Annotated in this window: 21 protein-coding genes and 3 pseudogenes; 15 read left to right on the plus strand and 9 right to left on the minus strand. The window is 71.4% G+C overall.

The window, feature by feature from the left end; translation table 11 throughout:
- Window positions 1-258, plus strand: a pseudogene (gene aspA, locus ACFV9T_RS33515) (aspartate ammonia-lyase); the annotation flags it as partial.
- 65 nt (window positions 259-323) lie between these two features.
- The gene (locus tag ACFV9T_RS33520) at window positions 324-1,661 is read left to right on the plus strand and encodes a dicarboxylate/amino acid:cation symporter (protein WP_385446273.1); all 1,338 of its coding nucleotides are present in this window, start codon (window positions 324-326) and stop codon (window positions 1,659-1,661) included.
- Between the two features lie 17 nt (window positions 1,662-1,678).
- On the opposite strand, the gene ACFV9T_RS33525 is transcribed toward ACFV9T_RS33520, so the two are convergent.
- Window positions 1,679-3,091, minus strand: a complete 1,413-nt coding sequence (locus tag ACFV9T_RS33525; RefSeq protein ID WP_385446274.1) for an MFS transporter — start codon at window positions 3,089-3,091, stop codon at window positions 1,679-1,681.
- A 118-nt stretch (window positions 3,092-3,209) separates the two neighbouring features.
- On the opposite strand from ACFV9T_RS33525, the gene ACFV9T_RS33530 reads away from it, so the two are divergent.
- The 4 genes and pseudogenes from ACFV9T_RS33530 (at window position 3,210) to ACFV9T_RS33545 (ending at window position 6,032) form a co-directional block, all read left to right on the plus strand.
- Complete coding sequence (locus tag ACFV9T_RS33530) at window positions 3,210-3,935, plus strand: GntR family transcriptional regulator (protein ID WP_385446275.1); 726 nt, start codon at window positions 3,210-3,212, stop codon at window positions 3,933-3,935.
- Window positions 3,936-3,962: 27 nt separating this feature from the next.
- A complete protein-coding gene (locus ACFV9T_RS33535; protein WP_385446276.1) occupies window positions 3,963-4,355 on the plus strand; it encodes a cation:dicarboxylate symporter family transporter in 393 nt (130 codons plus the stop codon).
- Window positions 4,356-4,482: 127 nt separating this feature from the next.
- A complete protein-coding gene (locus ACFV9T_RS33540) occupies window positions 4,483-4,866 on the plus strand; it encodes a cation:dicarboxylate symporter family transporter (protein ID WP_385446277.1) in 384 nt (127 codons plus the stop codon).
- A gap of 65 nt (window positions 4,867-4,931) precedes the next feature.
- Window positions 4,932-6,032 (plus strand): annotated as a pseudogene (locus ACFV9T_RS33545) (adenylosuccinate lyase family protein).
- A 94-nt stretch (window positions 6,033-6,126) separates the two neighbouring features.
- Here ACFV9T_RS33545 and ACFV9T_RS33550 read toward each other — a convergent pair.
- The 6 genes from ACFV9T_RS33550 to ACFV9T_RS33575 all read right to left on the minus strand — a co-directional run bounded on the left by ACFV9T_RS33550 (window position 6,127) and on the right by ACFV9T_RS33575 (window position 13,146).
- Window positions 6,127-6,924 (minus strand): hypothetical protein, encoded by a 798-nt coding sequence (locus tag ACFV9T_RS33550; protein WP_385446278.1) that lies wholly within the window; start codon window positions 6,922-6,924, stop codon window positions 6,127-6,129.
- An 87-nt stretch (window positions 6,925-7,011) separates the two neighbouring features.
- Window positions 7,012-7,860, minus strand: a complete 849-nt coding sequence (locus tag ACFV9T_RS33555) for an alpha/beta hydrolase (RefSeq protein ID WP_385446279.1) — start codon at window positions 7,858-7,860, stop codon at window positions 7,012-7,014.
- 68 nt (window positions 7,861-7,928) lie between these two features.
- Window positions 7,929-9,443, minus strand: coding sequence for an aminobutyraldehyde dehydrogenase (locus ACFV9T_RS33560; protein WP_385446280.1), 1,515 nt, complete (start codon window positions 9,441-9,443; stop codon window positions 7,929-7,931).
- On the minus strand, window positions 9,440-10,321 hold the full coding sequence (locus ACFV9T_RS33565; RefSeq protein WP_385446281.1) for a dihydrodipicolinate synthase family protein: 882 nt from the start codon (window positions 10,319-10,321) through the stop codon (window positions 9,440-9,442). Before ACFV9T_RS33565 ends, ACFV9T_RS33560 begins: the two co-directional genes overlap by 4 nt.
- Window positions 10,322-10,366: 45 nt before the next feature.
- Complete coding sequence (locus ACFV9T_RS33570) at window positions 10,367-11,758, minus strand: protoporphyrinogen/coproporphyrinogen oxidase (RefSeq protein ID WP_385446282.1); 1,392 nt, start codon at window positions 11,756-11,758, stop codon at window positions 10,367-10,369.
- A 38-nt stretch (window positions 11,759-11,796) separates the two neighbouring features.
- Window positions 11,797-13,146 carry an MFS transporter gene (locus ACFV9T_RS33575; RefSeq protein ID WP_385446283.1) on the minus strand — a complete coding sequence of 450 codons (1,350 nt, stop codon included), beginning with the start codon at window positions 13,144-13,146 and terminating at the stop codon, window positions 11,797-11,799.
- Window positions 13,147-13,376: 230 nt separating this feature from the next.
- Here ACFV9T_RS33575 and ACFV9T_RS33580 point away from each other — a divergent pair, with 230 nt between their 5' ends.
- Window positions 13,377-15,233 (plus strand): helix-turn-helix domain-containing protein, encoded by a 1,857-nt coding sequence (locus tag ACFV9T_RS33580; protein ID WP_385446284.1) that lies wholly within the window; start codon window positions 13,377-13,379, stop codon window positions 15,231-15,233.
- Window positions 15,234-15,254: 21 nt separating this feature from the next.
- Here the strand turns inward: ACFV9T_RS33580 and ACFV9T_RS33585 are convergent, their stop codons facing one another.
- The gene (locus tag ACFV9T_RS33585; protein ID WP_385446285.1) at window positions 15,255-15,920 is read right to left on the minus strand and encodes a GntR family transcriptional regulator; all 666 of its coding nucleotides are present in this window, start codon (window positions 15,918-15,920) and stop codon (window positions 15,255-15,257) included.
- A 96-nt stretch (window positions 15,921-16,016) separates the two neighbouring features.
- Between ACFV9T_RS33585 and glyA the strand changes: the two genes are divergently transcribed.
- The 8 genes and pseudogenes from glyA to ACFV9T_RS33625 form a co-directional block, all read left to right on the plus strand.
- A complete protein-coding gene (gene glyA, locus ACFV9T_RS33590; RefSeq protein ID WP_385446286.1) occupies window positions 16,017-17,339 on the plus strand; it encodes a serine hydroxymethyltransferase in 1,323 nt (440 codons plus the stop codon).
- A 13-nt stretch (window positions 17,340-17,352) separates the two neighbouring features.
- Window positions 17,353-18,573: a sarcosine oxidase subunit beta family protein gene (locus ACFV9T_RS33595; protein WP_385446287.1), complete on the plus strand. Its 1,221-nt coding sequence runs from the start codon at window positions 17,353-17,355 to the stop codon at window positions 18,571-18,573.
- Between the two features lie 10 nt (window positions 18,574-18,583).
- Window positions 18,584-18,880 carry a sarcosine oxidase subunit delta gene (locus ACFV9T_RS33600; protein WP_385446288.1) on the plus strand — a complete coding sequence of 99 codons (297 nt, stop codon included), beginning with the start codon at window positions 18,584-18,586 and terminating at the stop codon, window positions 18,878-18,880.
- Window positions 18,877-21,765, plus strand: coding sequence for a sarcosine oxidase subunit alpha family protein (locus ACFV9T_RS33605; protein ID WP_385446289.1), 2,889 nt, complete (start codon window positions 18,877-18,879; stop codon window positions 21,763-21,765). Before ACFV9T_RS33600 ends, ACFV9T_RS33605 begins: the two co-directional genes overlap by 4 nt.
- Entirely contained in the window at window positions 21,758-22,378 is a 621-nt protein-coding gene (locus ACFV9T_RS33610; RefSeq protein ID WP_385446290.1) for a sarcosine oxidase subunit gamma, read from the plus strand. The genes ACFV9T_RS33605 and ACFV9T_RS33610 overlap by 8 nt, the downstream gene beginning before the upstream one ends.
- Window positions 22,379-22,483: 105 nt before the next feature.
- Entirely contained in the window at window positions 22,484-23,578 is a 1,095-nt protein-coding gene (locus tag ACFV9T_RS33615) for a winged helix DNA-binding domain-containing protein (protein ID WP_385446291.1), read from the plus strand.
- Window positions 23,579-23,606: 28 nt separating this feature from the next.
- Window positions 23,607-24,299 (plus strand): HAD family hydrolase, encoded by a 693-nt coding sequence (locus ACFV9T_RS33620; protein WP_385446292.1) that lies wholly within the window; start codon window positions 23,607-23,609, stop codon window positions 24,297-24,299.
- A gap of 130 nt (window positions 24,300-24,429) precedes the next feature.
- Window positions 24,430-24,636 (plus strand): annotated as a pseudogene (locus ACFV9T_RS33625) (NAD(P)-dependent alcohol dehydrogenase); the annotation flags it as partial.
- A gap of 78 nt (window positions 24,637-24,714) precedes the next feature.
- Here the strand turns inward: ACFV9T_RS33625 and ACFV9T_RS33630 are convergent.
- Window positions 24,715-25,344, minus strand: a complete 630-nt coding sequence (locus tag ACFV9T_RS33630; protein ID WP_385446293.1) for a hypothetical protein — start codon at window positions 25,342-25,344, stop codon at window positions 24,715-24,717.
- Window positions 25,345-25,448: the final 104 nt, after the last annotated feature.

The raw sequence follows: 25,448 nt of genomic DNA on the forward strand, positions 1-25,448 counted from the left end.
TGCCTGGTCCTCGCCGACCGGTGCGTCTCCGGCATCACCGCCAACGCCGACGAGCTGCGCGCCACCGTCGAGAACTCCATCGGCCTGGTCACCGCACTCAACCCCCACATCGGCTACACGGCCGCCACCCACATCGCCAAGGAAGCCCTCGCCACCGGGCGCGGGGTCGCCGAACTCGTCCTGGAGAAGGGACTGCTCCCGGCCGACCGGCTGGCCGCCCTGCTCCGCCCGGCCGAGATCGCCAGGACAACCGGCTGACGCCGGTCACGGCCGCAGAGCCGCTGGCCACCACGTAACGCGTGCAACCTATGGAGTTCCCCCCTATGAAGACACCTCAGATCCCCGATGAGCGCGCCGAAGGCGACTCCTCTGTGACGGCCCCGCCGACGCGGACCCGGCGCTGGTGGCGGCTGCCGCTCGGTGTGCAGTCGGCGCTCGCCGTCGGCCTCGGCGCGCTGATCGGAGCGCTCGCGCCGACCGTCGGCGAGCAGCTCAAAATCCTCGGGGACATCTTCCTGAACCTGGTGCAGATGGTCGTGCTGCCCCTGGTCTTTCCGCTGATCGTGCTGGGCGTCGCCCGCATGGAGTCGGTGAAGAAGGTGGGCCGGATCGCCGGTAAGGCCATCCTGTACTTCGAGATCGTCACCACGGTGGTCCTCGTGGTCGCGGTGGCCCTGGCCGAGATCACCGGCATCGGCAGGGGCGCCCCGGTCGCCGGTGGCGACACCAAGAGCCTGGAAACCATGGACCAGGGCGTCGACTTCCACGAGCTGATCCTCCACTCGGTCCCCAAGAACGTCTTCGCCGCGTTCGCCGAGGGCAACCTGCTCGCCGCGATCGTCTTCGCGCTCTTCCTCGGCGTCGGGATGGCGGCCATCGGCGAGAAGTCCGCGCCCGTCGCCTCGGTCCTGGAGTCCCTCTCGTCGGCCATGTTCAAGGTCGTCGGCTACGTCATCCGCGTCGCTCCGGTGGGCGTCCTCGGCTTCATCAGCTACGACGTGGCGCACTACGGATTCGGCAACCTCAAGAGTCTGGCCGGTTTCATCGCCGTGGTCTACGCGGGCCTGGCCATCGTCCTCGGCGTGATCTTCCCGGCCATCGCGCTGATCTACCGCATCCGGTACGTGGACCTGCTCAAGACGATCGGCGGACTCGTCGGCATCGCCTTCATCACGCGCAGCTCCGAAGCGGTGCTGGCACCCCTGATGGGCAAGCTCGAAGACTTCGGCGTCAGCCGCTCGACGGCCTCCTTCGTCGTCCCGCTCGGCTACTCGTTCAACACCGACGGCTCCGTGCTCTACCAGGCCACCGCCCTGGTGTATCTCGCTCACGCCTACGGCACGGACACCTCGATCCCGTCGCTGCTGCTCATGGTCGGTGTCCTGGTGGTGCTGTCGAAGGGGATGGCGGGCGTCACCTCGGCCTCGATCGTCGTGCTCCTCGCCGCGGGCAAGACGATCGGCATCCCGCCCGAGGGGATCGCGCTCCTGGTCGGCGTCGACTTCATCGTCGACATGGCCCGTACCGCGGTGAACGTCGTCGGGAACGCGCTGGCCGCCGCCGTCGTGGACCGTTCGGAGTCCAAGAGGAACGCCGGACAGGACACGCCGCGCGAGGCGGGGGAAGTGGCCGTACCCGACCCCGAGCCCGTGAAGAGCTGACCGACGTGAAGGGCCCGTCAGGCGGCCACGTTGCGGGGCGCCTTGCGGGGGACGCAGAAGAGCGCGAGGGCGGCGGCCGTCAGATAGGCCGCCGCGCCGATGGCCATACTGGCCCGCAGCCCCGCGCTGAAGCTGGCCGAGGCGGCCAGCAGCGACCCTCCCAGCGCGACGCCCGCGGCGCTGCCGATCTGGCGGGCGGTGTTGAACAGGGCGGAGGCGGTGCCGGAGTACTCGTCCGGGGCGGCTGCCATCACCGTGGCGGTCGATCCGGTGAGGGCGAAGGACGTGCCGAAGCCCGCCGCCATCATCGGTGCCACGAGCAGCGCGTAGTCCGGCTCCGGTCCGGCGGCGGCCCAGCCCGCCAGCCCCGCCGCTCCCAGGAGCATGCCCGTGAGCACCAGCGGACGGTGTCCGGTGCGGCGCGCCAGCCGCCCGGACAGGACGGAGGCGAACATCGTCATCACCACCGCCGGGAAGAGGGCGATCCCCGTGCGCAGCGCGGTCAGGCCGCGCTGGTGCTGGAAGTACAGGCTGGCGGTGAAAATCATGCCGTAGAAGGCGAAGTTGAACAGCAGACCGATGGCGGCGCCCCCGCTCAGCGGGCGGGAGCGCAGCAGCCGCAGGGGCAGTACGGGGGTGCGGGCCAGGCGCTCGCGCAGGATGAACGCGACAGCGGCGAGCACACACAGACCGGCCCCGACGAGAATCAGCGGGTCCGCCGGGCCCCGTCGTCCCGCCTCGTTGAGGACGGCGATCAGCAGGGCCACCATCGCGATGAGCGCACACTGGGCGGGCCAGTCCACGGGGCGGTCCAGGCGCCGTACCGAAGCGGGTACGTGGCGCAGCGTCAGCAGCAGACACGCGCATCCGACGGGCAGGTTGATGAAGAACACCCAGCGCCACCCCACGGTGGTGACCAGCAGGCCGCCCAGGAGAGGGCCGACGGAGGCGGCGATGCCCGCCATGGAGCCCCACAGTCCGAAGGCGCGCGAGCGCGCGGCGGGCGAGGGGTACGCCTGCTGGAGGAGGGCGAGGGAGCCGGGCACGATCAATGCCGCGCCGAGCCCTTCCAGGAGCCGGGCGGCGACCAGGGCCCCCGCGCTCCGCGCCACTCCGCACCCGGCCGAGGCCACGGTGAACACCACCACCCCGGTGCAGAAGATCCGGCGGTTTCCCAGCCGGTCGCCCAGCGCGCCGCCGGTGAGCAGCAGACCGGCGAAGACCAGGGTGTAGCCGTCCGTGATCCACTGGATTCCGGTGATCGAGGCCGACAGCTCCCGTCCCACCACGGGAACGGCGACGTTGATGACGGTCACGTCCAGGATGACCATGAAATAGCCCGCGCAGACCGCGAGAAGCGGGGCCAGGGACCGGTCCGGAGCCCCGGCCCTGTCCGGCTGATCGGCCTGCGGAGTACCGGCGCGCACCATGGCGACACGGTATTCCCAGGACGCGTGCCTCCCACGGCTTGACCAGCTCAGCGGCGTGCCGGGCCGCCGGGAGTACTAGGATTCCGGTGGTTGGGTCCGGAGCAGCAGGGAGTTCGTCGTGGGTGAGCCGCGGTACGTGGTGATCGCGGGCGACCTCATGAGGAAGATCGCGGCGGGCCGGTGGGCCGTGGCCGACTTGCTGCCCACCGAACCCGAGCTTGCCGCCGAGCACGGCGTCTCGCGGGAAACGCTGCGGCGGTCGTTGCGGCGTCTGGAAGAGGCCCGTCTCATCTCCCGGCATCCGGGAACGGGTACCCGGGTGGAACGCTCGGCGCCGGTCGCCGCGTTCACCGCGCAGCTCGGGAGCGTCGGGGATCTGACGCAGTACGGCGAGGCCGCCGTGCGGAGCGTCCTGTCGGTGGAGCCGGTGACGGTGGACGCCGCGTTCGCGGCCGTCACCGGACTGGCCGAGGGATCCAGGCAGGTGTGCGTCACCTCCACCCGGCGGGACCCCGGAAGGCCCGATGAGGTCGTGTCCTGGGCGCGGGTGTATCTGGGCCCGGAGGACGCCAAGGCGGTGGCCGGGGACCTGGAGGAGAGCCGTCGGCTGATCGCCGACTCGATCGAAGCCCGCACCGGGCGCGCCGTGGAGCGGGTGGTGCAGCAGGTGCGGGCGGTGGGCGTGTCCGCGGAGGCGGCGGCATACCTCGGGGTGGAGCCGGGAACCCCGGGGCTGGAATTCGTACGCCGCTACTACGACGCCTCGGGTGTCCTGTTCGAGGTCGCCGTGAGTACGCACGCCGGTGACCACTTCGTTTACGAGACGGTTCTGCAGCGGACTTAGCGCGACCGGCGCGCGTCGGCCGCACTCATGGCACAGGTCGTCATCGCGATGGCCCTGGGCGTCGCCGTAGGCTTCGCCTTTCCCGGCTTCGCGGCGGACCTGAAGATCATCGGCGATCTGTTCCTGGCACTGGTCAAGGCCGGGGTCGCGCCGCTGGTCTTCTTCACCGTGGTCATGGGCATGGCCTCGGCCGGAGATCCGAAGAAGGCCAGTCGCCTCGGGCTCGTGGCGCTCATCTACTTCGAGGTCGTCTCCACCGCCGCCCTGCTCATCGGCCTGGTGGCCGCGAACCTCTTCGGCGTGGGCAAGGGCGCGGGGGACCTCGCCTCGGGCGCCGACGTGTCCCAGGCGCCCCCGGCGGGGGAGGGCGAAGCGCGTACTCGGTGGGCACCAGCGGCGGCGCGATGCTCCTGGCCCTGACCGAACTCGTCCTCCAGTACTGGCTGGTCGTCGCCGTGTTCGTGTTCGGCGTCCTGGGGCTCGTCTGTCTGATCGCCGGATTCAACATCTGGCGCATCCTGGCGTCGCCAACGCCTACGGGATCCCGATGGGCATCCCCGAACAGCTCGGCCTGCTGCTCATCATGCTGCTGACGTCCAAGGGCGCGGCCACCGTGTCCGGCGGGACCTTCGTCGTCTTCGCCTCCACCGTCGCCGCGACCGGCAACCTCCCGGGCGAGGGCACGGCCGTGCTCTTCGGCGTCTACCGCTTCATGTCGATGGCCACCGCGTTCTGCAACACCTTCGGCAATGTGGTCGCCACCTTCGTACTGGCCAAGTGGTGCAAGGAGATGGACGTCCACACGGTGCGGCGGGCCCTGGCCGACCCCGACGCGTTTCTCGCCGAACCCGAACCCGAACCCGAACCCGAGTCCGCTCCCGAGCCCGATCGATACGACATGCCCCGCCCCCGCCCCACCACCGCGAAGTGAGCCAGCGAATGAGCAGCACCGTCTTCGATTCCCTGCTGTTCCGCGACATGTTCGGCACCCCGGACATGCGCGAGATCTTCAGCGACACCGCCTACGTCCAGCGCATCATCGACACCGAGATCGCCCTCGCCCGCTCCCAGGCCAAGGTGGGAATCATCCCCGCCGAGGCGGCGGAGAACATCGCCGCCGGGGCCGACGCCGACGGCCTCGACCTGGAGCGGCTGCGCACGGAGACGGAGATCGTCGGCTATCCGGTCCTGCCGGTCGTCAGGCAGGTGGCGGAGCAGTGCGGGGACGCGGGCTGGTACCTCCACTGGGGCGCCACCACCCGGGACATCATGGACACCGCGGTGATGCTCCAGTGCAAGAGCGGCGTCGCGCTCCTCCAGGACCGGCTCGACCGCGTACGCCGCGCCCTCCAGCAGCTCGCGGACGACCACGCCGACACCGTCACCGCCGGACGCACCCACCTTTAGCACGCCCTCCCCGTCACCTTCGGCTACCGCTGCGCCGTATGGCTCTCCGCCCTGGACCGGCACGCCGAGCGCCTGGAACAGGCCCGCCGACGCGCCCTGATGGTGCAGTTCGGTGGCGCCGCGGGCACCCTGGCCTCCCTCGGCCCGGGCCCGGAGGGCCTGGAGACCCGAGCCGTCCTGGCCGCCGAACTGGGGCTGCGCGACCCCGAGATCACCTGGCACGTCGCCCGTGACGGGCTCGTCGAACTCGTCACGCTGTTCGCCGCGATCGGCGGCTCACTGGGCAAGATCGCCTGGGACGTGATGATGATGTGCTCGTCCGAATTCGGCGAAGTGGCGGAGCCCTTCGTCCCGGGGCGGGGAGCCAGCTCGACCATGCCGCAGAAGCGCAATCCCATCTCCAGCGAGCTGATGTTCGCGGCCGCCAAACTGCTCCGCGACAGGTCCACGACCGTCCTCGACGCGATGATGCAGGACTTCGAACGCGCCACCGGCCCCTGGCACCTGGAGTGGGCCGCGGTGCCCGAGGCCTTCCTGCTCCTGTCCAGCTCCCTCCACCCGGCCGAGTTCATGCTCTCCGGACTGGAGGTGAACGTGGCCAGGATGCGTCAGAACACCCACATCACCGGAGGCCGATACCTGGGGAGCGCGACCACCATGGCCCGCGGTGTGGCCCGCACCCCTCGATAGGGGTGGCCGTGTGGCCGCACCCGGCCACCGTGCCCCCGGGAAGCTCAGGGTGGCGTGGTGGGCGGGTACGGCCGGTGTACGGGTCCGTCAGCCGTCAGCCGTCCGTGGACCGGACGGTGGCCATGACCTTCTTGATCTCGGTGTCCGTCAGCGCGTTCGGGACACCCTGGTCCGCGTAGATCACCCAGCCGTGCATGGTGCCGTCCGGGAGCTTCTGCGCGATGCTGTGCACGACCGCGGTCGGCGGGACACACTTGCTTGGGCGGTTGGTGACGGTGACCTTCGCGGTCGCGGTGTAACCGTTGATCCCGCCTTCCTTCCACGGCTTGGGCTGGCTGACCTCGATCTTCGGCTTGTGGTCCGGACCGCCGTACGCGGCGAAGCCCCAGTTGCCCGCCCAGTTGCGGGCGTTCTCCTGCAGGCTGCCGTCCGTGCCGCCGCCCGTGGTGCCCACGGTGGCGAGCTGACCCTTGCCCGCCTCACCCATGGCCTTCGGGTTGGGGCTCGACGAGCAGCCGCCCTCACGGTAGTTGGCGGACCCGGTCATGACGACGATCGGCTTGCCGGCCTGGTCCGTGTAGGAGAGGGCCGTGTCGGCGCCGAGGACCTTCCACTTGTCGGCCTTGGCGGGCACGTCATAGCTGAAGTGGTGCTTCTGCGATGTCTGCGTCTGCCATCCCGCGGCCACCGGCTTGTCGGCCGAGGAGCCCGTCGGGGCGGACGACGGGGTCGAGTCCGCCGAGGGCGCCTTCGACCCCGCCGCGCCGGTGTCCTTATCCGCGGCCTTGGTGTCTTCGTTGCATCCGGTCAGGGCGACGGCCATGCCGATGCCGAGGGCCGCGATCAGGGTCTTCTTCGGAGCGTTGCGCAGGAAAGCTTTTGACTGAGACATGATCGACACCCTAAGTGAACAGCGCTTTCGCGCCATCCACCGGGTGGGTGTCTGCTACGAGACGGATACGCGCTCGTGACACATCGCTCACAGCGTGGCGAGTTCTCCCAGGACTCGCGCCGCCGGTGCCGGGTCGGTCAGCCACTTCAGGTGGCTGCCGTCGAGGGTGCGGACGTCGTACGGGTTGTCCGGCGTCAGCGCGTCGCCCTCGCGGATCAGCCGGTCCTGCAGGGCGAGCGGCAGGCTCGCGTCATCGGCCAGCCGTACGTAGGTCTTCGGTAGGCGGCCCCAGGTCGCGGCCCGAGCCCGGTCGGCGGAACTGCCGACGTCCAGGTTCTCGTCGGGCTGGAACGTGTTCAGGAACGTCAGGAACTCGTCGTCGGTGCCATCGGCGAAAAACGCCGCCTTGAACGCCGCGAGCACGTCCGGGTCCGCGGTGCGGAAGTTGGTGCGGAGCAGGCCCCGCTCCGCCGGGTTCCCGGCCATCGCCGGAGCCAGCGACGCCACGTCGACGGTGGCCATCTCCGGCTCGGCGTAGTAGTCGCCCACGTCCAGATCGACCGGGCACCAGGCCGCGACGTAGACGATGCGGTCGATCAGGTCCGGCCGGGCGTTGGCCGCGGCGGTGGCCGTGACACCGCCGCGGCTGTGCGCGACGAGGATGACGGGACCATTGCGCTTGGCCCGTTCCAGGACCGCGATCAGGTGCGCCGCGTTGTCCGCGAGGGTGACGCCCTTGATCGAGCCCGGCGCGGTGGCGAACTCTTCAAGGTCCTGCGGCGCCTGATAGGCGCGCGGGTAGCTCGCCCCGAAGCCATGGCCCGGCAGATCGACGGCGACCGAACGGTGCCCGAGGAGGCCGAGTTCGGCCTGGAGTGGTGCGAAGGAGAAGGAGTTCGCGAAAGCTCCGTGAACCAGTACAAACGTAGGCTGCATTGGCTCACCCTACTCAGCGGCACCGGAGCGGTGGCGCGAACTCCTCCCGACCTCATCACCGCACGGGATCAGCGTCCGTGGTGGTGCATCACATGCTTGGTGCGCGAGAAGTCCTCCAGTGCGTAGACCGACAGGTCCCGGCCGTAGCCGGATCCCTTGAAGCCGCCCCAGGGGGCTTCGCAGGCCAGGACGAGGTGTGAGTTCACCCAGACCGTTCCGCTGTCCAGGCGCGCGGCGATGGCGTGGCTGCGGCGGGCGTTCTCGGTCCACACCGACGCCGACAGGCCCAGCGGGGTGTCATTGGCCCGCCGTACCGCCTCGTCCTCGTCGGCGAAGGTCTCGACCGTGACCACGGGGCCGAAGATCTCCTGGCGGGTGGCCTCCGCTCCCTCGGGGAGGTCGACCAGCACGGTCGGGGCGATGAAGTAGCCGGGCCCGTCGAGGGCTTCGCCTCCGGCCGCCACGCGGGCGCCGTCCTTCTTCGCGCGCTCCAGGTACCCGGTGACCCGGTCGAAGTGTGCCTTCGAGACCATGGGGCCGACCTCGGTCTCCTCACCCGAGCGTGGCTCGCCGACCGTCAACGACCCCACCTCGCCGACGAGTTGTTCCGTGAACCGCTCGGCGACCGATTCATGGACGAGGATCCGGCAGGCGGCTCCGCACTCCTGGCCCGCGTTCCAGAACGCGGCGGTGCGCAGGGACGAGGCGGCGGCCGCGAGATCGGCGTCCGGGAAAACCAGAACCGGGGCCTTGCCGCCGAGTTCGAGGTGCACACGCTTGAGGGTGTCCGCGGCGGCCCGGGCCACGGCGCGGCCGCTGGGGACCGAACCGGTCAGGGCGATCATGTCCACGTCCGGGTGCTCGGCGAGCCGGGCGCCGGTCACCGCGCCGTAGCCGGTCACCACGTTCACCACTCCCGGCGGCAGGAGACCGGCGACGAGTTCGGCGAACTTCAGCGTGGTCAGCGGCGTCTGCTCGGACGGCTTGATGACCAGGGTGTTCCCCGCGGCGAGAATGGGCGCGATCTTCCAGGCCGCCATGAGCAGGGGATAGTTCCACGGTGTGATCACCCCGATGACCCCGAGCGGTTCCCGCAGGATGACCGACAGGTGGTCCTCGGCGTACTCACCGGCGGCCATCGAGGTGGTCGCGCGCGACGCACCGGCCATGAAGCGGAAGGCGTCGATGGTCATGGCGACGTCGTCCCGGGACACCTCGAGCGGCTTACCGGTGTTCGCCGACTCCAGCCGGACGAGGAGGTCGGTGTGCTCGGCCAGCCGGTCGGCGATGGCGTGCAGCACCTCCGAGCGGTCCTTGGGGACCAGCCGCGCCCACGCGTCCTTCGCCCCCACCGCGGCGGCCACCGCCCGGTCGATGTCCTCGGCGGTGCCCTCGGGGATCCGGGCGATGACGCGCTCCGTGCTCGGGTCGACCACGTCGATGACGGCCTCGGACGAGCCCTCGGGGAACGTTCCGCCGATGAAATGACGGGCCGGAGGGAGGCCGGCGGGGGAGACCAGCGGCGGGGCATCGTCCGGTGCGCGGCGGACGGTGGCCGTCGTGGATCCGGTGGAAGTCGTCATGCCAGCTCCTCGATCAGGGCGGAGATCCTGGTGGCCGTGGCGGCGTCGAGACCGAGCACCGGCTCGCGGGGCGGTCCGATGGGGAACCCGGACGCCTCCAGGGCGGCCTTGACCGCCGGAATGAACGGCGCGGACATCATCGCGTCCATCAGCGGGTAGATCCGCGCCCACTCCGCTCGCGCCCGCCCGAGTTCGCCGTCGCGCAACGCACGGTGGATGGAGACGAGTTCGGCCGGTATCACGTTCGCCGTCCCGGCCATGACCCCGGCGGCGCCCTCGGAGATGGCCTGGAGCAGCAGGCTGTCCCAGCCGATGAAGGTGGAGATGACGTCGCCGTACCGGTGGATCAGCTGCCCGGCCTGCGCCATGTCGGCGCTGGTGTCCTTGATGTACTGGATGTTCTCGACCTCGCGGGCGAGCTGCCCGACCGTCTCCGGCGGGAGCGGGACACCGGTGGCCGCGGGCAGGTTGTAGAGCATGACGGGGATGTCCACGGCATCGGCCACCGTGCGCAGATAGCGCAGCGTCTCCTCCAGCGTCAGCGGCTCGTAGTACGGGGCCACCACCATCAGGACCGAGGCTCCGGCGGACTCTGCGTGGCGGGAGAGCGTGACCGCCTCCTTCGTGCTCAGCGCACCGGTCTGGGCGATCACCGGCACCCGCCCGGCCACCTGGTCGATGACGGTCTCGACCACCTGGCGCCGCTCCGCGCCGTTCATCGCCGCGAACTCACCGGTGGAACCGCAGGCCACGACACCGTCGACCCCGCCGTCGACGCTGCGGTCGACCAGGCGGCGCAATGTCTTCTCGTCGATCTGTCCGTCCGGCGCGAACGGTGAGGCAAGGGCGGTCAGGACACCGCTTAGCTGTGACGACATGCTTGAGTCTCCTCGGAAGTAACTGGGGGACAGGGGGCGGTGGACTCAGGTGACGGCGCGCAGGGGCGCCAGGCCGTGCGGGATGGTCTGCCGGTCGGTGGCCAGCAGGCTCTGCGCCTCCTGCGCGGCGGACAGGCCGGTCTGGATCGCGGTCTCGGTGTAGAGGGTTCCGAGGTAGTCACCGGCCAGGAGGACCCGGCCGCTGCGGCGGGTCAGGGTCTGCTGCAACGCCCCGCGGCCGGGGAAGCAGTAGGGCGAGCCGGTGGGCCAGCGCTGGACCTCGGCCTCGACGACGTGGTCGGCGCAGCCCGGCAGGACCTGGTCCAGGTCGGCGAGGTAGGTCCGGCGGATGTCGTCGTCGTCGCGTTCGAGGAGCGACCGCGCCAGAGTGCCCGGTGAGAAGGCCATGACGCTGCTGCCGGGACGGCGCTCCGGCTCCAGACCGCGCGCGATGTTCGACATGTTCAGCAGGACGTTGAAGGACCGCTTCGGCGTCGCGATGGCGTAGGCGCCGTCCCATTTCTGACGCTCGGTCTCGTCGGTGAGGAACGCCGCGCTCACATACGGGCCGTAGACGATCTTCGACAGTGCCTCTCGGACGTCGCGGTCGAGGTCGACCGCGATCCGGTGGCTGACGGTCGCGGGAGTGGCCAGGACCACGCAGCGGGCCTCGACCTCTTGCGCGACGCCGTCCTGCCGGTAGCGGACGACGACCGAGCCCTTCTTCTGGACGATCTCGTCGACGGCCGCGTTCCGCCGCACCCGGTCCGACAGGGCCGCGGCGATGCCCTCGGTGAGGGTGGAGGGGCCGCCCAGGATGCTCTGGGAGAGACCGGCGCCGATGTTCCACACCAGGCTGAAGTAGCCGACGCCCGCGCCTGCCGACAGCTGGTCGATGTCGGCGGACGAGCGGGTCACCGTGGGCTTGAACAGCGCCTCGGCGTCCTCCGGCAGATCGCCGATGAAGTCCTTGAAGGAACGGTCGTTCATGAACGCGTAGACCCGCCGCTGGCGGGCGGCCTCGTCCTCGCCGGGCCGCAACCGCACGATCCGCGCGTACTTGGCGACGGCGAGCGCGACCTTCGCACCGGCCTTCATCATCCCGGCGCGGGCGGACCACGGCATCGGGATCCGGAACGGATAGCTCTCCACCCGGCCGTTGAGCAGCAGCTTGCCGTTCATGGCCAGCCCGGCCAGCGATCCCGTCACCGGCGTGGAGTCGATGCCGGTGTCGCGCAGGAGCCACGCCGTGGAGGAGTTTCCGCCCGCGTAGACGTGTCCGCCCCAGTTGAGCCAGTACGGTCCGCGGCGCTCCGAGCGGATGCGTCCGCCGACCCGGCCCTCCGACTCCAGCACCAGCGTGTCCCAGTGCCGCAGCCGCCAGCCCGCGGACAGTCCCGCGATGCCGCCTCCGACGATCACTACGTCCTTCATCATGTCCTTCCCTGGCTGTTGCGGGGGGAGATGACTTGCGGTCAGACACTCGCCGGACGCCCGGCGGTCTCGGCGCTCTCGCCGGTCCGGGTAGGCAACGCGGCCGCTTCGTGCAGGGCCATGCCCCGGGTCTCGGGCGCCCACAGGACGGACACGAGGGCGCCGACGAGGCTGATCGCGGCGGCGGCGATCATGGTGCCGCCGATGCCCCAGCTGGTCAGGGCCAGCGGGACGAGATAGGTGCCGACGGCGGCGCCGATACGGCTGACCGAAGAGGCCAGCCCGACGGCGGAGCCGCGTACCTCGGTCGGGAACAGTTCGTTCGGGTAGATCCACTGGAGGATCTGGGTGCCGCCGATGATGATCGCGTACAGGGCGAACAGGGTCATGATCACGCCCGACGGGGCGTGCGGGAAGATGCCGAGCAGCAGCAGGGCCAGGCCCGACCAGACGAAACTGTGGATGACCAGGGTGCGGCGGCCCATCCGGTTCACCCCGAGCAGGGCGATCACACAGCCGAGCAGGAACATGACGGTGATCAGCGCCTCCCCGATATTGGCGAGCCCGCCTTCCAGCTGAAGCGCGTCCAGGATCTTCGGACCGAAGGCGTAGATGGCGAACAGCGGGACCACGGAACAGGTCCAGAAGACGGAGATGTACAGCATGCGTCCGCCGTAGCCGGAGCGCATGATCGCCTTGACGTCGACGTTCTCGTGCTCCTCCGCGGTCAGGTCGGCGATCGTCGCGTCGGGACCGTACACCTGCTTGAGGACCGCCTCGGCCTCGTCGGTACGGCCCTTGTTCGCCAGCCAGCGCGGGGACTCGGGCGTGCCATGGCGCAGCAGCACGATGATCGTGGCGGGCAGCGTGGCGCTGGCGAGCATCCACCGCCACCCGTCGTCGCCGGTCGACAGCAGAAGCTCGCCGACGACGTACGCGGTGGCGGCGCCCACGAACCACATGACGACCAGGCCACCGAGCAGCGGCCCCCGGTAGCGGCGCGGTGTGAACTCGGCCAGCAGCGAGGTGGCGATGGGATAGTCCGCGCCGACCGCCATGCCGATCAGCAGCCGCAGGACGAACAGCCACACCGGATCGGCGGCCCAGAACTGGGCGACCGAGCAGACGATGATGGCGATCAGGTCGATGGTGTACAGGAGCTGGCGGCCGAACTTGTCGGTCAGCCAGCCGCCTACGAAGGCACCGAGGAAGATGCCGATGAGCGCCGAGGCGCCGATGAGGCCCTGGGCGGAGTCGGACAGGTCCAGCTGCGGGGTGATCTGCACCATGGCGACGCCGATGATGCTCAGGACGTAGCCGTCGAGGAACGGTCCCCCGGAGGAGTACAGCGCCAGTTTCTTGTGGAAGCCCGACAGGGGAGCGTCATCCACTCTGTTTCCTGCGTTGCTTCCTGCGTTTGCGGTCATCACAGCCTCCGGGAGCGGTACCCGGACGGGCCCGGGGCAGGGCCGTCCGGTCCAGGTCGGGGTTGAGGTCGTGTCGTCGGCGGCCGCCGGATGGCAACGAAGTATGTGAACGCCAGGAGCGGCCAACAATGCCCACGGCGCCCCGCCCGGCCCGGGGGTACAGCCGAATCAGAAGTTCGGCTACGGTTGCCGCCATGGTCGGCCGCCCCCGCGACGCCGTGGTCCTCACCGAGGACGAACGGGCCGCACTGCTGACGTGGACCCGCAGCCGCAGCTGCTCGCAGGCCCGGGCGCTGCGCGCGCGGATCGTGCTGGCCTGCGCGGACGAGCCCACCAACACCGGTGTGGCCAGGCGCCTCGGCATCTCCCGCGACATGGTCGGCACGTGGCGCGCCCGCTTCCTCGCCGAACGGCTGGCGGGCCTGGACGACCAGCCCCGGCCCGGGCGGCCTCCGGCGGCGGACGACGACACCGTGGCCCACGTCCTCGTCCGCACCCTCACCCCGCCACCGCCCGGTGCCGGACAGGACTGGTCGACCCGTTCCATGGCCGCCGAAACCGGCCTGAGCCAGAGCACCGTGAGCCGGCTCTGGCGGGCCTACGGCGTCCAGCCGGGGGCGGGCGCCACGGTCGGGCCGCGCCGGGCGTGGTCCCTGCCGGACCGCGCCGGGGAGGTGGTCGGCCTGTTCATCGCCCCGCCGGTGTGCGTGCTCGCCGTTGCGGCCCGGACGGGTCGGGGTTCCGTACGACGGGCCGGGGCCGTACGCACCTCCGTGGCGGCCTCCGCGGCCCGGCTGTTCGGCCAGGACCGGGATGTGCCTCATGTACTGGCCGTGGCCTGCGCGTTCGCGGCCCTGCGGGGCGCGCGGCACCCGGAGGACACGCCGTGGACGGACCACTCCGCGCTGCGCGCGTTCCTGGAGCGGGCGAGGGCGGCGGCGGACACCGGGGGAGTGGTGCACCTGCTGGCGTACGGTCTGCCCGCCGAAAGCTCCGGCGCCCCCGAATCGCCGGAAGCGGCCGCGTCCTCCCGGCTGCGATGGCACCACCCACCCGGCCCGGCCGCGTGGACCGATGAGACCCGGCGCCTCTTCGCCGCCGGTGCCCACCACCCTCCCGAGGCCGCGCCCGGTGTGCCCCGCCTCCGGGACCCGCTGCTGAGCTGGTCCACCACCTGGACCCCGGCCGCGCCCGCCTTCACCCGGATCGCCGCGCCGCGCCTCGCGTACGACACCCCGGCCATCTGCGGCTCCGACAGTGACTCGAGCGCCCAGGACGTGTGCGCGTCCGGCCACGCCGACATTCCCACGGCGACCGAGTTCACATCGTTTGACGAGCCGCCCGGTGCCCCCAGCACGACCGATCCCGTGGTCGGCCTGCTGCGCGAAGCCCTCCTCGCCGGTCCCCTCCGTCCCGGCGACCGCGTCCGGGAGGCGCCGCTCGCGGCGCGCCTCGGCCTCTCGCGCCGGGCCGTCCGCGCGGGGCTGCGGGCGCTGTCCGAGGAGGGCATGCTCGACCTGCTGCCGGGCGGCGCGACCGCCGTCCCCGCCGTCACGGCGAAGGACGTGCTGGACCTCTACGCCCTGCGCGCCAGCCTGGGCGCGCTGCTCATCCGGCGCGTCGCCATGCTCGGGCCCGAGGCGCTCGCCCCGGCCTCAGCGGCCCTGGCGGAGGTCCGCGCCGCCGCTCGGGACGGCGATGACGCCCGGGTACGGGAAGTCGACTTGTGGTTTCAGGACGCCCTCGCCCGCACCGCCGACCTCCCGCAGGCGGCCCACACCTTCGAACGCCTCACGGCCCGGCTGCGCATGTTCGTCACGGTGCTGGACATGGACTACAGCCAGGCGTGCGACACCATCACCGACGAAGACACCGGCGTTTACGAGGCGTTGCGCGACGCCGACGGGAACGAGGCGGCCCGGCTGTGGCGGGTCAAGATCGAACGCTGCGTCCGCTTCATGATCGCCCAACTCCCCGAGGACGCCGCCGCGCCGCATCTGTGGACCACCCTGGCGGGCAGGCCCCGCGCGCGCCGGGACGACGGGCACTGACCCGAAAGCTCCGGACGCGTCTCAGATCGCGGCGCGAATGGCCCGTTCGAAGCCTTCGACATGGTCGCGCGCGAGCTGCGCCGCCTTCTCGGAATCCCCGGCGACGATCGCCTCGATCAGCGGCCCGTGCTCCTCGACGTGACCGGCCATGTCGGAGAGCCGGTCGATGAACAGACACCAGATGCGGGTGGCCAGGTTGTCGTGGCGGACGAGGGTGTCTTCCAGGTACGGGTTGTGGGTGGCGGCGTAGATGGCGCGGTGGACCTGGAGGTCCAGGCGCATGAGGCCGTCGGCGTCGTACCCGCGGGCGTCCACGTGTCCCAGCTCCCGTAGCGCGGCCGTCAGGGCCGCCCGGTCGGCGGCCGTGGCGCGGCGCGCGGCCTGCGCGGCGGCCAGGGGTTCCAGCTCCTGGCGCACCTCGGAGATGTGGGCGAGGTCGGTGATGTTGACGTCGGTGGCGAAGGTGCCGCGCCGGGGGTAGGTCGTGATCAGCCGCTCGTACTGGAGCCGCTTGAGCGCCTCGCGCACCGGCGTCCGTCCGACGCCGAGGGACTGGGCCAGCTGGTCCTCGTTGATCGGTGCGCCCGGACGGATGTCGAGCATGACGAGCCGGTCGCGGATGGCGCGGTAGGCGCGCTCGGCGAGGGACAGCTCCTCGCCCCCCGGCTCGGTCGCCACGTGCCGCATGAAGAGCCCCCTTGACCTGTTCGGCGAGCTCCCATACCTTACCGCAGAGGCTGATATATCAGTTGCCCATTAGTTGGCTCTCAGGATGGTGCACAGATGGCAACGAACCCGTCGATCACCACGGTCACCTCCCCCACCTCCCAACTCTCTCTCCCGCTCCACACGCTCGACCCGGATGTCGCCGCCGCGGTGGACGCCGAGCTGCACCGCCAGCAGTCGACCCTGGAGATGATCGCCTCGGAGAACTTCGCTCCGGCCGCGGTCATGGAGGCCCAGGGCTCGGTCCTGACCAACAAGTACGCCGAGGGCTACCCCGGCCGCCGCTACTACGGCGGCTGCGAGCACATCGACGTGGTCGAGAAGCTGGCCATCGCCCGGGTGAAGCAGCTCTTCGGCGCGGAGGCCGCCAACGTCCAGCCGCACTCGGGCGCCCAGGCCAACGCGGCCGCCATGTTCGCGCTGCTGAACCCCGGCGACACGATCCTCGGCCTCGACCTGGCGCACGGCGGCCACCTCACCCACGGCATGCGCGTCAACTACTCCGGCAAGCTCTACAACGTCGTGCCGTACCACGTGCGCGAGTCCGACATGCGCGTCGACATGGCCGAGGTCGAGCGGCTCGCGCTCGCCCACCGCCCCAAGATGATCGTCGCCGGGTGGTCGGCCTACCCCCGGAGGCTGGACTTCGCCGCGTTCCGGCGCATCGCCGACGAGGTCGGCGCGTATCTGCTGGTGGACATGGCGCACTTCGCCGGTCTGGTGGCCGCGGGCCTCCACCCGAGCCCGGTGCCCTACGCCGACGTCGTGACGACCACCACCCACAAGACCCTCGGCGGCCCGCGCGGCGGTGTGATCCTCAGCCGCGCCGACCTGGCGAAGAAAATCAACTCCGCGGTCTTCCCGGGCCAGCAGGGCGGACCGCTGGAACACGTCATCGCGGCCAAGGCGGTGGCCTTCAAGGTGGCGGCGGGCGCGGAGTTCACCGAGCGCCAGCGGCGCACCCTGGCCGGTGCCCGCATCCTCGCCGGACGGCTGCTGTCCGACGACGTGGCCGAGGCCGGGATCACGGTGCTGACCGGCGGTACCGAAGTCCATCTCGTCCTCGTCGACCTGCGCGGCTCCGCGCTCGACGGGCAGCAGGCCGAGGACCGGCTGCACCGCATCGGCATCACCGTCAACCGCAACGCGGTGCCGTTCGACCCGCGCCCGCCGATGGTCTCCTCCGGGCTGCGGATCGGCACCCCGGCCCTGGCCGCCCGGGGCTTCGGCGACACGGAGTTCCGGGAGGTGGCGGACATCATCGCCCAGGCCCTGAAGGACGACCGGTTCGGCGACGAGAGCGCGGGCCCGCTGCGCGCCCGGGTCGAGAAGCTCGCCGGTGCGTTCCCCCTCTACCCCCACCTCAACGCCCCCACCTGAACGGAGACGCGGCATGACCACCCAGCCGCTGCCGGAGCACCCGGACTTCCTCTGGCGCAACCCCGAGCCGCGCTCCTCCTACGACGTCGTCATCGTCGGCGCGGGAGGCCACGGCCTCGCCACCGCCTACTACCTCGCCAAGAACCACGGCATCACCAACGTGGCCGTCCTGGAGAAGGGCTGGCTGGCCGGTGGCAACATGGCGCGCAACACCACGATCATCCGCTCCAACTACCTGCTGGACGAGAGCTCGGCCATGTACGAGCACGCGCTCGGCCTGTGGGAGCGGCTTCCGGAGGAGCTGGGGTACGACTTCCTGTTCAGCCAGCGCGGTGTCCTCAACCTCGCGCACACCCTGCAGGACGTGCGCGAAGGTGTGCGCCGCGTGGGCGCCAACCGCCTCAACGGTGTCGACGCCCAGTGGCTTACCCCGGACGAGGTGGCCGAGGTGTGTCCCATCCTCAACGTCTCGCCCCGCACCCGGTATCCGGTCCTCGGCGCCACCTTCCAGCCGCGGGCCGGGATCGCCAAGCACGACCACGTCGCCTGGGCGCTGGCCCGGCGCGCCGACGAGCTGGGCGTGGACCTGATCCAGGGGTGCGAGGTCACCGGCTTCGTCAAGGACGGCGACCGGGTCGTGGGCGTCGAGACCAGCCGCGGCCGTATCCTCGCGGGCCGGGTCGGCCTCGCGGCCGCCGGGCACAGCAGCGTCCTGGCCGAGCTGGCCGGATTCCGGCTTCCGGTGCAGTCACACCCCCTCCAGGCGCTGGTCTCGGAGCTGCACGAACCGGTCCACCCCACGGTGGTGATGTCGAACCATGTGCACGTCTACGTGTCCCAGGCGCACAAGGGCGAGCTGGTGATGGGCGCCGGTGTCGACGCGTACAACGGCTACGGGCAGCGCGGCTCGTTCCATGTGATCGAGCAGCAGATGGCGGCAGCCGTCGAGCTGTTCCCCGTCTTCGCCCGGGCACATGTGCTGCGCACCTGGGGCGGCATCGTGGACGTCACCCCGGACGCCTCCCCGGTCATCGGCGCCACCCCCGTCGAGAACCTCTACGTCAACTGCGGCTGGGGCACCGGCGGTTTCAAGGCCACCCCGGCCGCGGGCTGGACCTTCGCGCACACCATCGCCACCGGCGAGCCGCATCCGCTGAACGCCCCCTTCGCCCTCGAACGCTTCACGACGGGCGCACTGATCGACGAACACGGCGCCGCGGCCGTGGCCCACTGAGGAGAACACCGTGCTGCTGATCACCTGCCCATGGTGCGGTCCTCGCGACGAGACCGAATACCACTACGGGGGACAGGCCCACGTCCCCTACCCCGGAAACACCACGGACCTCACCGACGAGCAGTGGGCCGCGTACGTCTTCTACCGCGACAACCCCAAGGGACCCTTCGCCGAGCGGTGGATGCACGGCACCGGCTGCCGCCGCTGGTTCAACGCCCTGCGCGACACCACGAGTTACCAGGTGCTCGCCACCTACCGGCTCGACGAGCCCCGCCCCGCACTGCCCCAGGCCGGAGGGAACCGATGACCCAGCGTTTCCGGCTCCCTCATGGGGGCCGTATCGACCGCGCCACCACACTGCGGTTCACCCTCGACGGCCGGGAGCTGACCGGCCACCCCGGGGACACCGTCGCCTCGGCCATGCTGGCGAACGGGCTCGTGGAGGTCGCCCCGTCGATCTACCGAGGCCGCCCGCGCGGCATCGCCGCCGCGGGAGTCGAGGAGCCCAACGCCCTGCTGCGGATCGATGGCCCGTGCGCGGAGGGCATGCTGCCCGCCACGACGGCGGAGCTGTACGACGGCCTGTCCGCCACCACGCTGTCCGGGATGAGCCGCCTCGACCCGGCGCCCGACCCTGCCGTCTACGACAAGAAGTACGTCCACACCGACGTCCTCGTCATCGGCGCGGGGCCCGCCGGGCTCACCGCCGCCACCGCCGCCGCGGACGCAGGAGCCCGGGTGATCCTCCTCGACGAGCAGCCCGAACCGGGCGGTTCGCTGCTCGCCGGGCGTACCGAGACGGTTGGTGCGCGGACCGCCCTCGCCTGGGCCGCCGAGGCCGGCGCGGCCCTCGACGCCGCCCCCGAGGTCGTCGTCCTGCGGCGCACCACCGCGTTCGGCAGTTACGACGACAACTATGTGCTGGCCGTGCAGCGCCGCACCGACCACCTCGGCACCGACGCCCCCCAGCCGTCCGACGGGGTCTCACGCCAGCGGCTGTGGCACATCCGGGCCCGCCAGGTGGTCCTGGCCACCGGCGCCCACGAACGTCCGCTGGTGTTCGCCGGAAACGACCGGCCCGGGGTGATGCTCGCCGCGGCCGTGCGCACGTACCTCAACCGGTACGCCGTGGCGCCGGGCACCCGGGCCGTGGTGAGCACCACCAACGACAGCGCCTACGACACGGTCGCGGATCTGCACGCGGCCGGAGTCGACATCGCCGCGGTGGCCGACGCGCGCCCCGCACTGTCCCACCGGGCCGCCGAAGTGGCCGTGGCCACCGGGGCGCGGGTGCTTACGGGCAGCGCGGTGGTGGCCACCTCGGGCGAGCACCGCCTCACCGGCGTCACCGTCCAGGCCCTCGACGGCGACGGCCAACTCACCGGCTCCGAAATGGAGTTGTTCGACTGCGATCTGCTGGCCGTCTCGGGCGGCTGGACCCCGGTGGTCCACCTGCACAGCCAGCGCCAGGGCAGGCTGCGCTGGGACGACGACCTGGCCGCCTTCGTGCCCGAGGGCACCGTACGGGACCAGCGGGTCGTCGGCGCGGCCAGGGGGACGTACGGCCTCGACGGCTGTCTGGCCGAAGGGGCGCGGGCCGGTGCGCGGGCCGCGACGGACGCCGGATTCCCGGTCCCCGTGCCGACGTCCGACGAGGCGCGTTCCGAGATCGGCCCGGTGCGCCCGCTGTGGCTGGTCCCCGCGCCCGGGGGCGAATCCGCCACCTGGGACACCCACTTCGTGGACCTGCAGCGCGATGTGACGGTCGCCGACGTCCGGCGGTCGGTCGGCGCCGGTATGCGCGGTGTCGAGCACGTCAAGCGCTACACCTCGCTCGGTACGGCCAACGACCAGGGCAAGACGTCCGGCGTCAACGCCATCGGGGTGATCGCCCAGGCCCTCGGCACGGGCGCGTCACCCGGCGACATCGGCACCACGAGCTACCGGGCGCCGTACACGCCGGTGGCCTTCGCCGCCCTGGCCGGGCGTGAGCGCGGCGAGCTGTTCGACCCGGAGCGCACGACCTCCATCCACCGCTGGCACGTCGAACACGGCGCGGTGTTCGAGGACGTCGGGCAGTGGAAGCGCCCCCGGTACTACCCCGGGCCCGGCGAGGACATGGACACGGCCGTGGCCCGCGAGTGCCGCGCGGCCCGTGACGGGGTGGCGTTCATGGACGCCACCACCCTCGGCAAGATCGAGATCTGGGGCGCGGACGCGGGCGAGTTCCTGGGCCGTATCTACACCAACGGCTTCAAGAAGCTGAAGCCCGGCATGGCCCGCTACGGCGTGATGTGCAAGCCCGACGGCATGATCTTCGACGACGGTGTCACGCTGCGCCTGGACGAGAACCGCTACTTCATGACCACCACGACCGGCGGCGCCGCCGGGGTCCTGGACTGGCTGGAGGAGTGGCTGCAGACCGAGTGGCCCGAACTCGACGTCCACTGCACCTCGGTGACCGAACAGTGGACCACCATCGCTGTCGTCGGCCCCCGGTCCCGTGATGTCGTCGGCCAGCTCGCGCCCGACCTCGACCTGTCCGCCGACGCGTTCCCCTTCATGGCCTTCCGCGAGACCACCCTCGCCTCCGGCGTCCCGGCCCGCATCTGCCGGATCTCCTTCTCCGGCGAACTCGCCTACGAGATCAACGTGTCCGCGTGGTACGGCCACGCGGTGTGGGAGGAGGTGTACGCGATCGGCCGACCGTACGACATCACCCCGTACGGCACCGAGACCATGCACGTCCTGCGCGCCGAGAAGGGCTACATCATCGTCGGCCAGGACACCGACGGCACCGTCACCCCTGGGGACGCGGGCATGTCCTGGGTGGTGTCCAAACAGAAGGACTTCGTCGGCAAGCGGTCCTACGCCCGCGCCGACACCGCCCGCACCGACCGCAAACAGCTGGTCGGCCTGCTGCCGAGCGACGGCACGACCCGGCTGCCCGAGGGCGCCCAACTCATCGCGCCGGACGTCCCCTTGGACACGGTGCCCGTACCGATGCTCGGCCACGTCACCTCCAGCTACCACAGCCCGGCCCTCGGCCGCCCCTTCGCCCTCGCCCTCGTCGCGGGCGGGCGGGAGCGGATCGGACAGACCCTGCTCGCCCCGGTGGGCGAGGAGCTGGTGCCCGTCCTGGTGGCCGACTCCGTCCTCTACGACCCCGAAGGGACCAAGCGCGATGGCTGAGCTGACCGCCCCCGGCCCGGTGCACCTGCGCCGCAGCCCCCTGTCCCATCTGGAGACGCGGATGCGCGCCGCCGCCGTCACCGGCGCCCGTGGCGTCCGGCTCGCCGAGTGGCCGTTCCTCACCATGGTGAACCTGCGCGTCGCCCCCGCATCCGACGCCGCCGACCGCATCGGCAAGACCCTGGGGGCGCCGCTCCCGCAGCGCTGCGGCCACACCGCCGCCTCCGGGCCCCACACGGTCCTGTGGCTCGGCCCCGACGAGTGGCTCGTGGTGTCACGGACCGACGGGCCCTCCGTGGCCACCGAGTTGCGGGAAGCGCTCGCGGGAGACCCCGGCTCGGTGGTGGACCTCTCGGCGAACCGCACCACCCTGGAACTGAGCGGCCCGGCCGCCCGGCAGGTGCTGGAGAAGGGCTGCCCGCTGGACCTGCACCCCCGGGACTTCGGCCCCGGCCGGGCGGTGTCGACCACGGTGGGTCCGGTCGCGGTGCTGCTCTGGCAGGTCGACGACGCGCCGACGTACCGGCTGCTCCCACGGTCCTCGTTCGCCGACTACCTGGCGCGCTGGCTCATCGACGCGATGAACGAGTACCGCGCCCCGGAGATCCCGTAGCGGCGAATCCCTCGCCGATACCTCAGGAGATGCGGTCACACCCTGACCGCATCTCCTGAGATCGTGCGTTCCGCACCCACGGAACCGAAGGGAACACGCGCCACGATGACCGTTCTGGACACCCGGGCGCTGGGCCGCGCCACGCTGGCCCGGCAGTCGCTGCTCGACCGCGCCGACGTACCCGTACGCGACGCCGTCGCGCACCTCGGCGGTCTGCAGGCGCAGGAGCCACAGGAACCGTTCACCGGTCTCTGGTCGCGGCTGCGCGCCTTCGACCCGGCGGCACTGGACGCCCTGCTGACCGGGCGGAGCGTGGTACGCACCCACCTCATGCGCCGCACCGTTCACCTCGTCACCGCCGACGACGCCCTGGCCTGGCGGTCCCGCCACGACCCCATGCTGCGCCAGCGGGTGTTGGGCGTCTACCGCGCCGAACTCGACGGCGTCGACCTCGGCGAACTCGCCGCGGCGGGCCGCGCGGTGCTGGCCGACGGAGAGCCCCGCTCGATGCCCGAGGTCGCACGCGCGCTCGCCGACCGCTGGCCCACGGTCGGTACGCGGGCACTGGGCGAGATGGTGATGGCCGCCCTCGTCCCGGTCGTGCAGCTGCCGCCGCGCGGACTGTGGCGCGTGAAGTCGGGCGTGCGCAACACCCCGCTCGCCCGCTGGCTGGACCGCCAGCCCGAGCCGCCCGCTCCGGAGGGTACCGACCCGGTCGGCGAGCAACTGGTACGCCGCTATCTGGCCGCGTTCGGCCCCGCGGCCTCGGCCGACCTGCGCGCCTGGTGCGGCCTCGCCGGACTGCCCGCCGCGGTGGCCGCCGTCCGCGCGGAGCTGGTCACCTTCCGCGACGCGCGCGGCCGCGAACTGCTCGACCTGCCCGACGCGCCGCGCCCCGACCCCGACACTCCCGCGCCGGTGCGGTTCCTCCCCGCGTTCGACAACGCGATCCTCGGCTATCACGACCGCGGCCGGATCATCGACGACGCCCACCGGGGCCTGTCCGTCGCGGGCGCCCGTGTGGTGCTGGTGGACGGCCGGGTCGCCGCCACCTGGACCGCCGACGCGGACACCGTGACCGTCACCCCGCTGCGCGGCTTCACCCGCGCCGAGCGCACGGCCGTCATGGAGGAGGGCCGGGCATTGTCGTCGTTCCTGTCCGACGACGAGAGCGACCGCATCAAGATCGCCGCATCGTAACGCCGCGCGGCGGGCTTACCATCGCGGCATGGCCAACGGAGTGATGTTCGACTTTTCCGGAACGCTGATGCGCGTCGAGTCGGTCACGGAATGGCTTGGCGCCGTCCTGGCGGAGGCCGCCGTCCCCACGGACGGCGACACGTTCTCCGACTGGGTGCGACAGCTGACGGAGTACGGAGCACTTCCCGGCGAACCGGCACCCCTGCGCGTTCCCCCGCACCTCGAGTCCCTCTATCGGGCACGGGACTTGAGCGCACATCAGCACCGCGCCGCCTACTCGGCGCTCATCGCGGAGGCCGGTCTGCCGACGACCGAACTGGTACGGGCGCTCTACGACCGCCACAAGACCCCCGCCGCGTGGCGGCCCTACCCGGACACCGAGGCAACGCTGCGGGAACTGCGCCGACGCGGCATCCCGGTGGCCGTGGTCAGCAACATCGGCTGGGACCCGCGGCCGGTGTTCCGGGCGCATGAACTGGACGGACTGGTTGACGCGTACGTGCTCTCCTACGAGCTGGGCGCGCAGAAGCCCGACCCCGCCATCTTCCAGGCCGCCTGCGACACGCTCGGCCTCGCCCCCTCCGAGGTGCTGATGGTCGGCGACGACCGCACCGCGGACGGCGGCGCGCGGGCACTGGGCTGCGCGGTGCACTTCGTCGACCACCTGCCGGTGGACCAGCGCCCGGCAGGGCTCGCACCCGTCCTGGACCTCCTCGGCTGAGCCCTCCTCGGTCTGGCACGCAGAGCGTTACTGAAGGGCGCCGGAACCCGGCCAGGAATACGGGGGCGAAGCCACGGTCGGTCACCTGCGTGGTGCACATCCTCTCCAAGAGTGCGTACAGGCCGTGCCCGGGATCACGGCGGTGACCGCTCTGCGCGAGAAGGCCTTCATCAAACCTGGTGAGCGACTCCTGGTGCGCGGAGGCAGCGGAGTCGTGGGCAGCGTCAGGGTGCGGATCGGCAAGCTGTACGGTGCCCACGTCGTCGCTCTCGCGGGGGTGAGAAACCTCGACTTCGGCCGCGGCCTGGGCGCCGACGAAGCACTCGACTACCGGACGGCTCACCGGCGAACGCCACTGCGGCCCCCAACTCCGCTACGTCATCGGCGGGGGCCGCGGCCGGGGATGGATGGCGGGCTACAGGCCGTCTCGTACCATCGCGGCGACGATGTTGACGTGCCGGTCGGCGGCGGTCTGGGAGAACTCGTTGTCGTAGTTCAGGCCGTACGGCCAGAAGTGGCCGCCTCCGGCGGACAGCTTGGCGCTGGCGCCGTCGTACTGCCGGACGAGCCGGTTGGCCTCCGCGCCCTGCCAGGTGCCGCCGCTGGTGAGCGAGGCCCAACGCCCGCTCGTGCCGACGCCGATCGTGTGCGCGATCTCGTGCAGGGCGGTGCGCTCGGTCATATAGGCGCGGTTGCCGAACCGTATGGTCCCGTTGATGTTGCCGTCCGCGGTGGGGACACCCGGGTTGTACTGCACGGTGATGTTCTTGCCCAGGTCGCTCAGGTTGTTGTAGCGGGCCACCGCGGCGTTCATGGCCGAGGTGATCCGGTTGTAGGCGTCCTGCTGGTCCGGGGTGGGGTTCGGGGCCTTCTGCAGCGACCAGGTGATGGTCGCCAACGCGGCCTGGGGCACCCGCTGTTGGGCGGATATCGGCGCCTTCGTGGGGGCGGCGGCCTGCGCCATGGCCGGGGCGGCCATCGTGAAGGTGGCGGCCGCCAGGGCGGCGGCCAGGGCCCGGCGTCTGGGGCGGGGTAACGACGTCATGTCCCGTACTCCTCGTGATGCGTGGGGGTGTGCGAGGTCGTTCGACCTTGTGCGGGTATTACGACAAGGCACGGGTGACGGTGTGTCAAGTTGTCGCGCACAGA

Source organism: Streptomyces sp. NPDC059850, assembly GCF_042731515.1.
GTDB lineage: Bacteria > Actinomycetota > Actinomycetes > Streptomycetales > Streptomycetaceae > Streptomyces.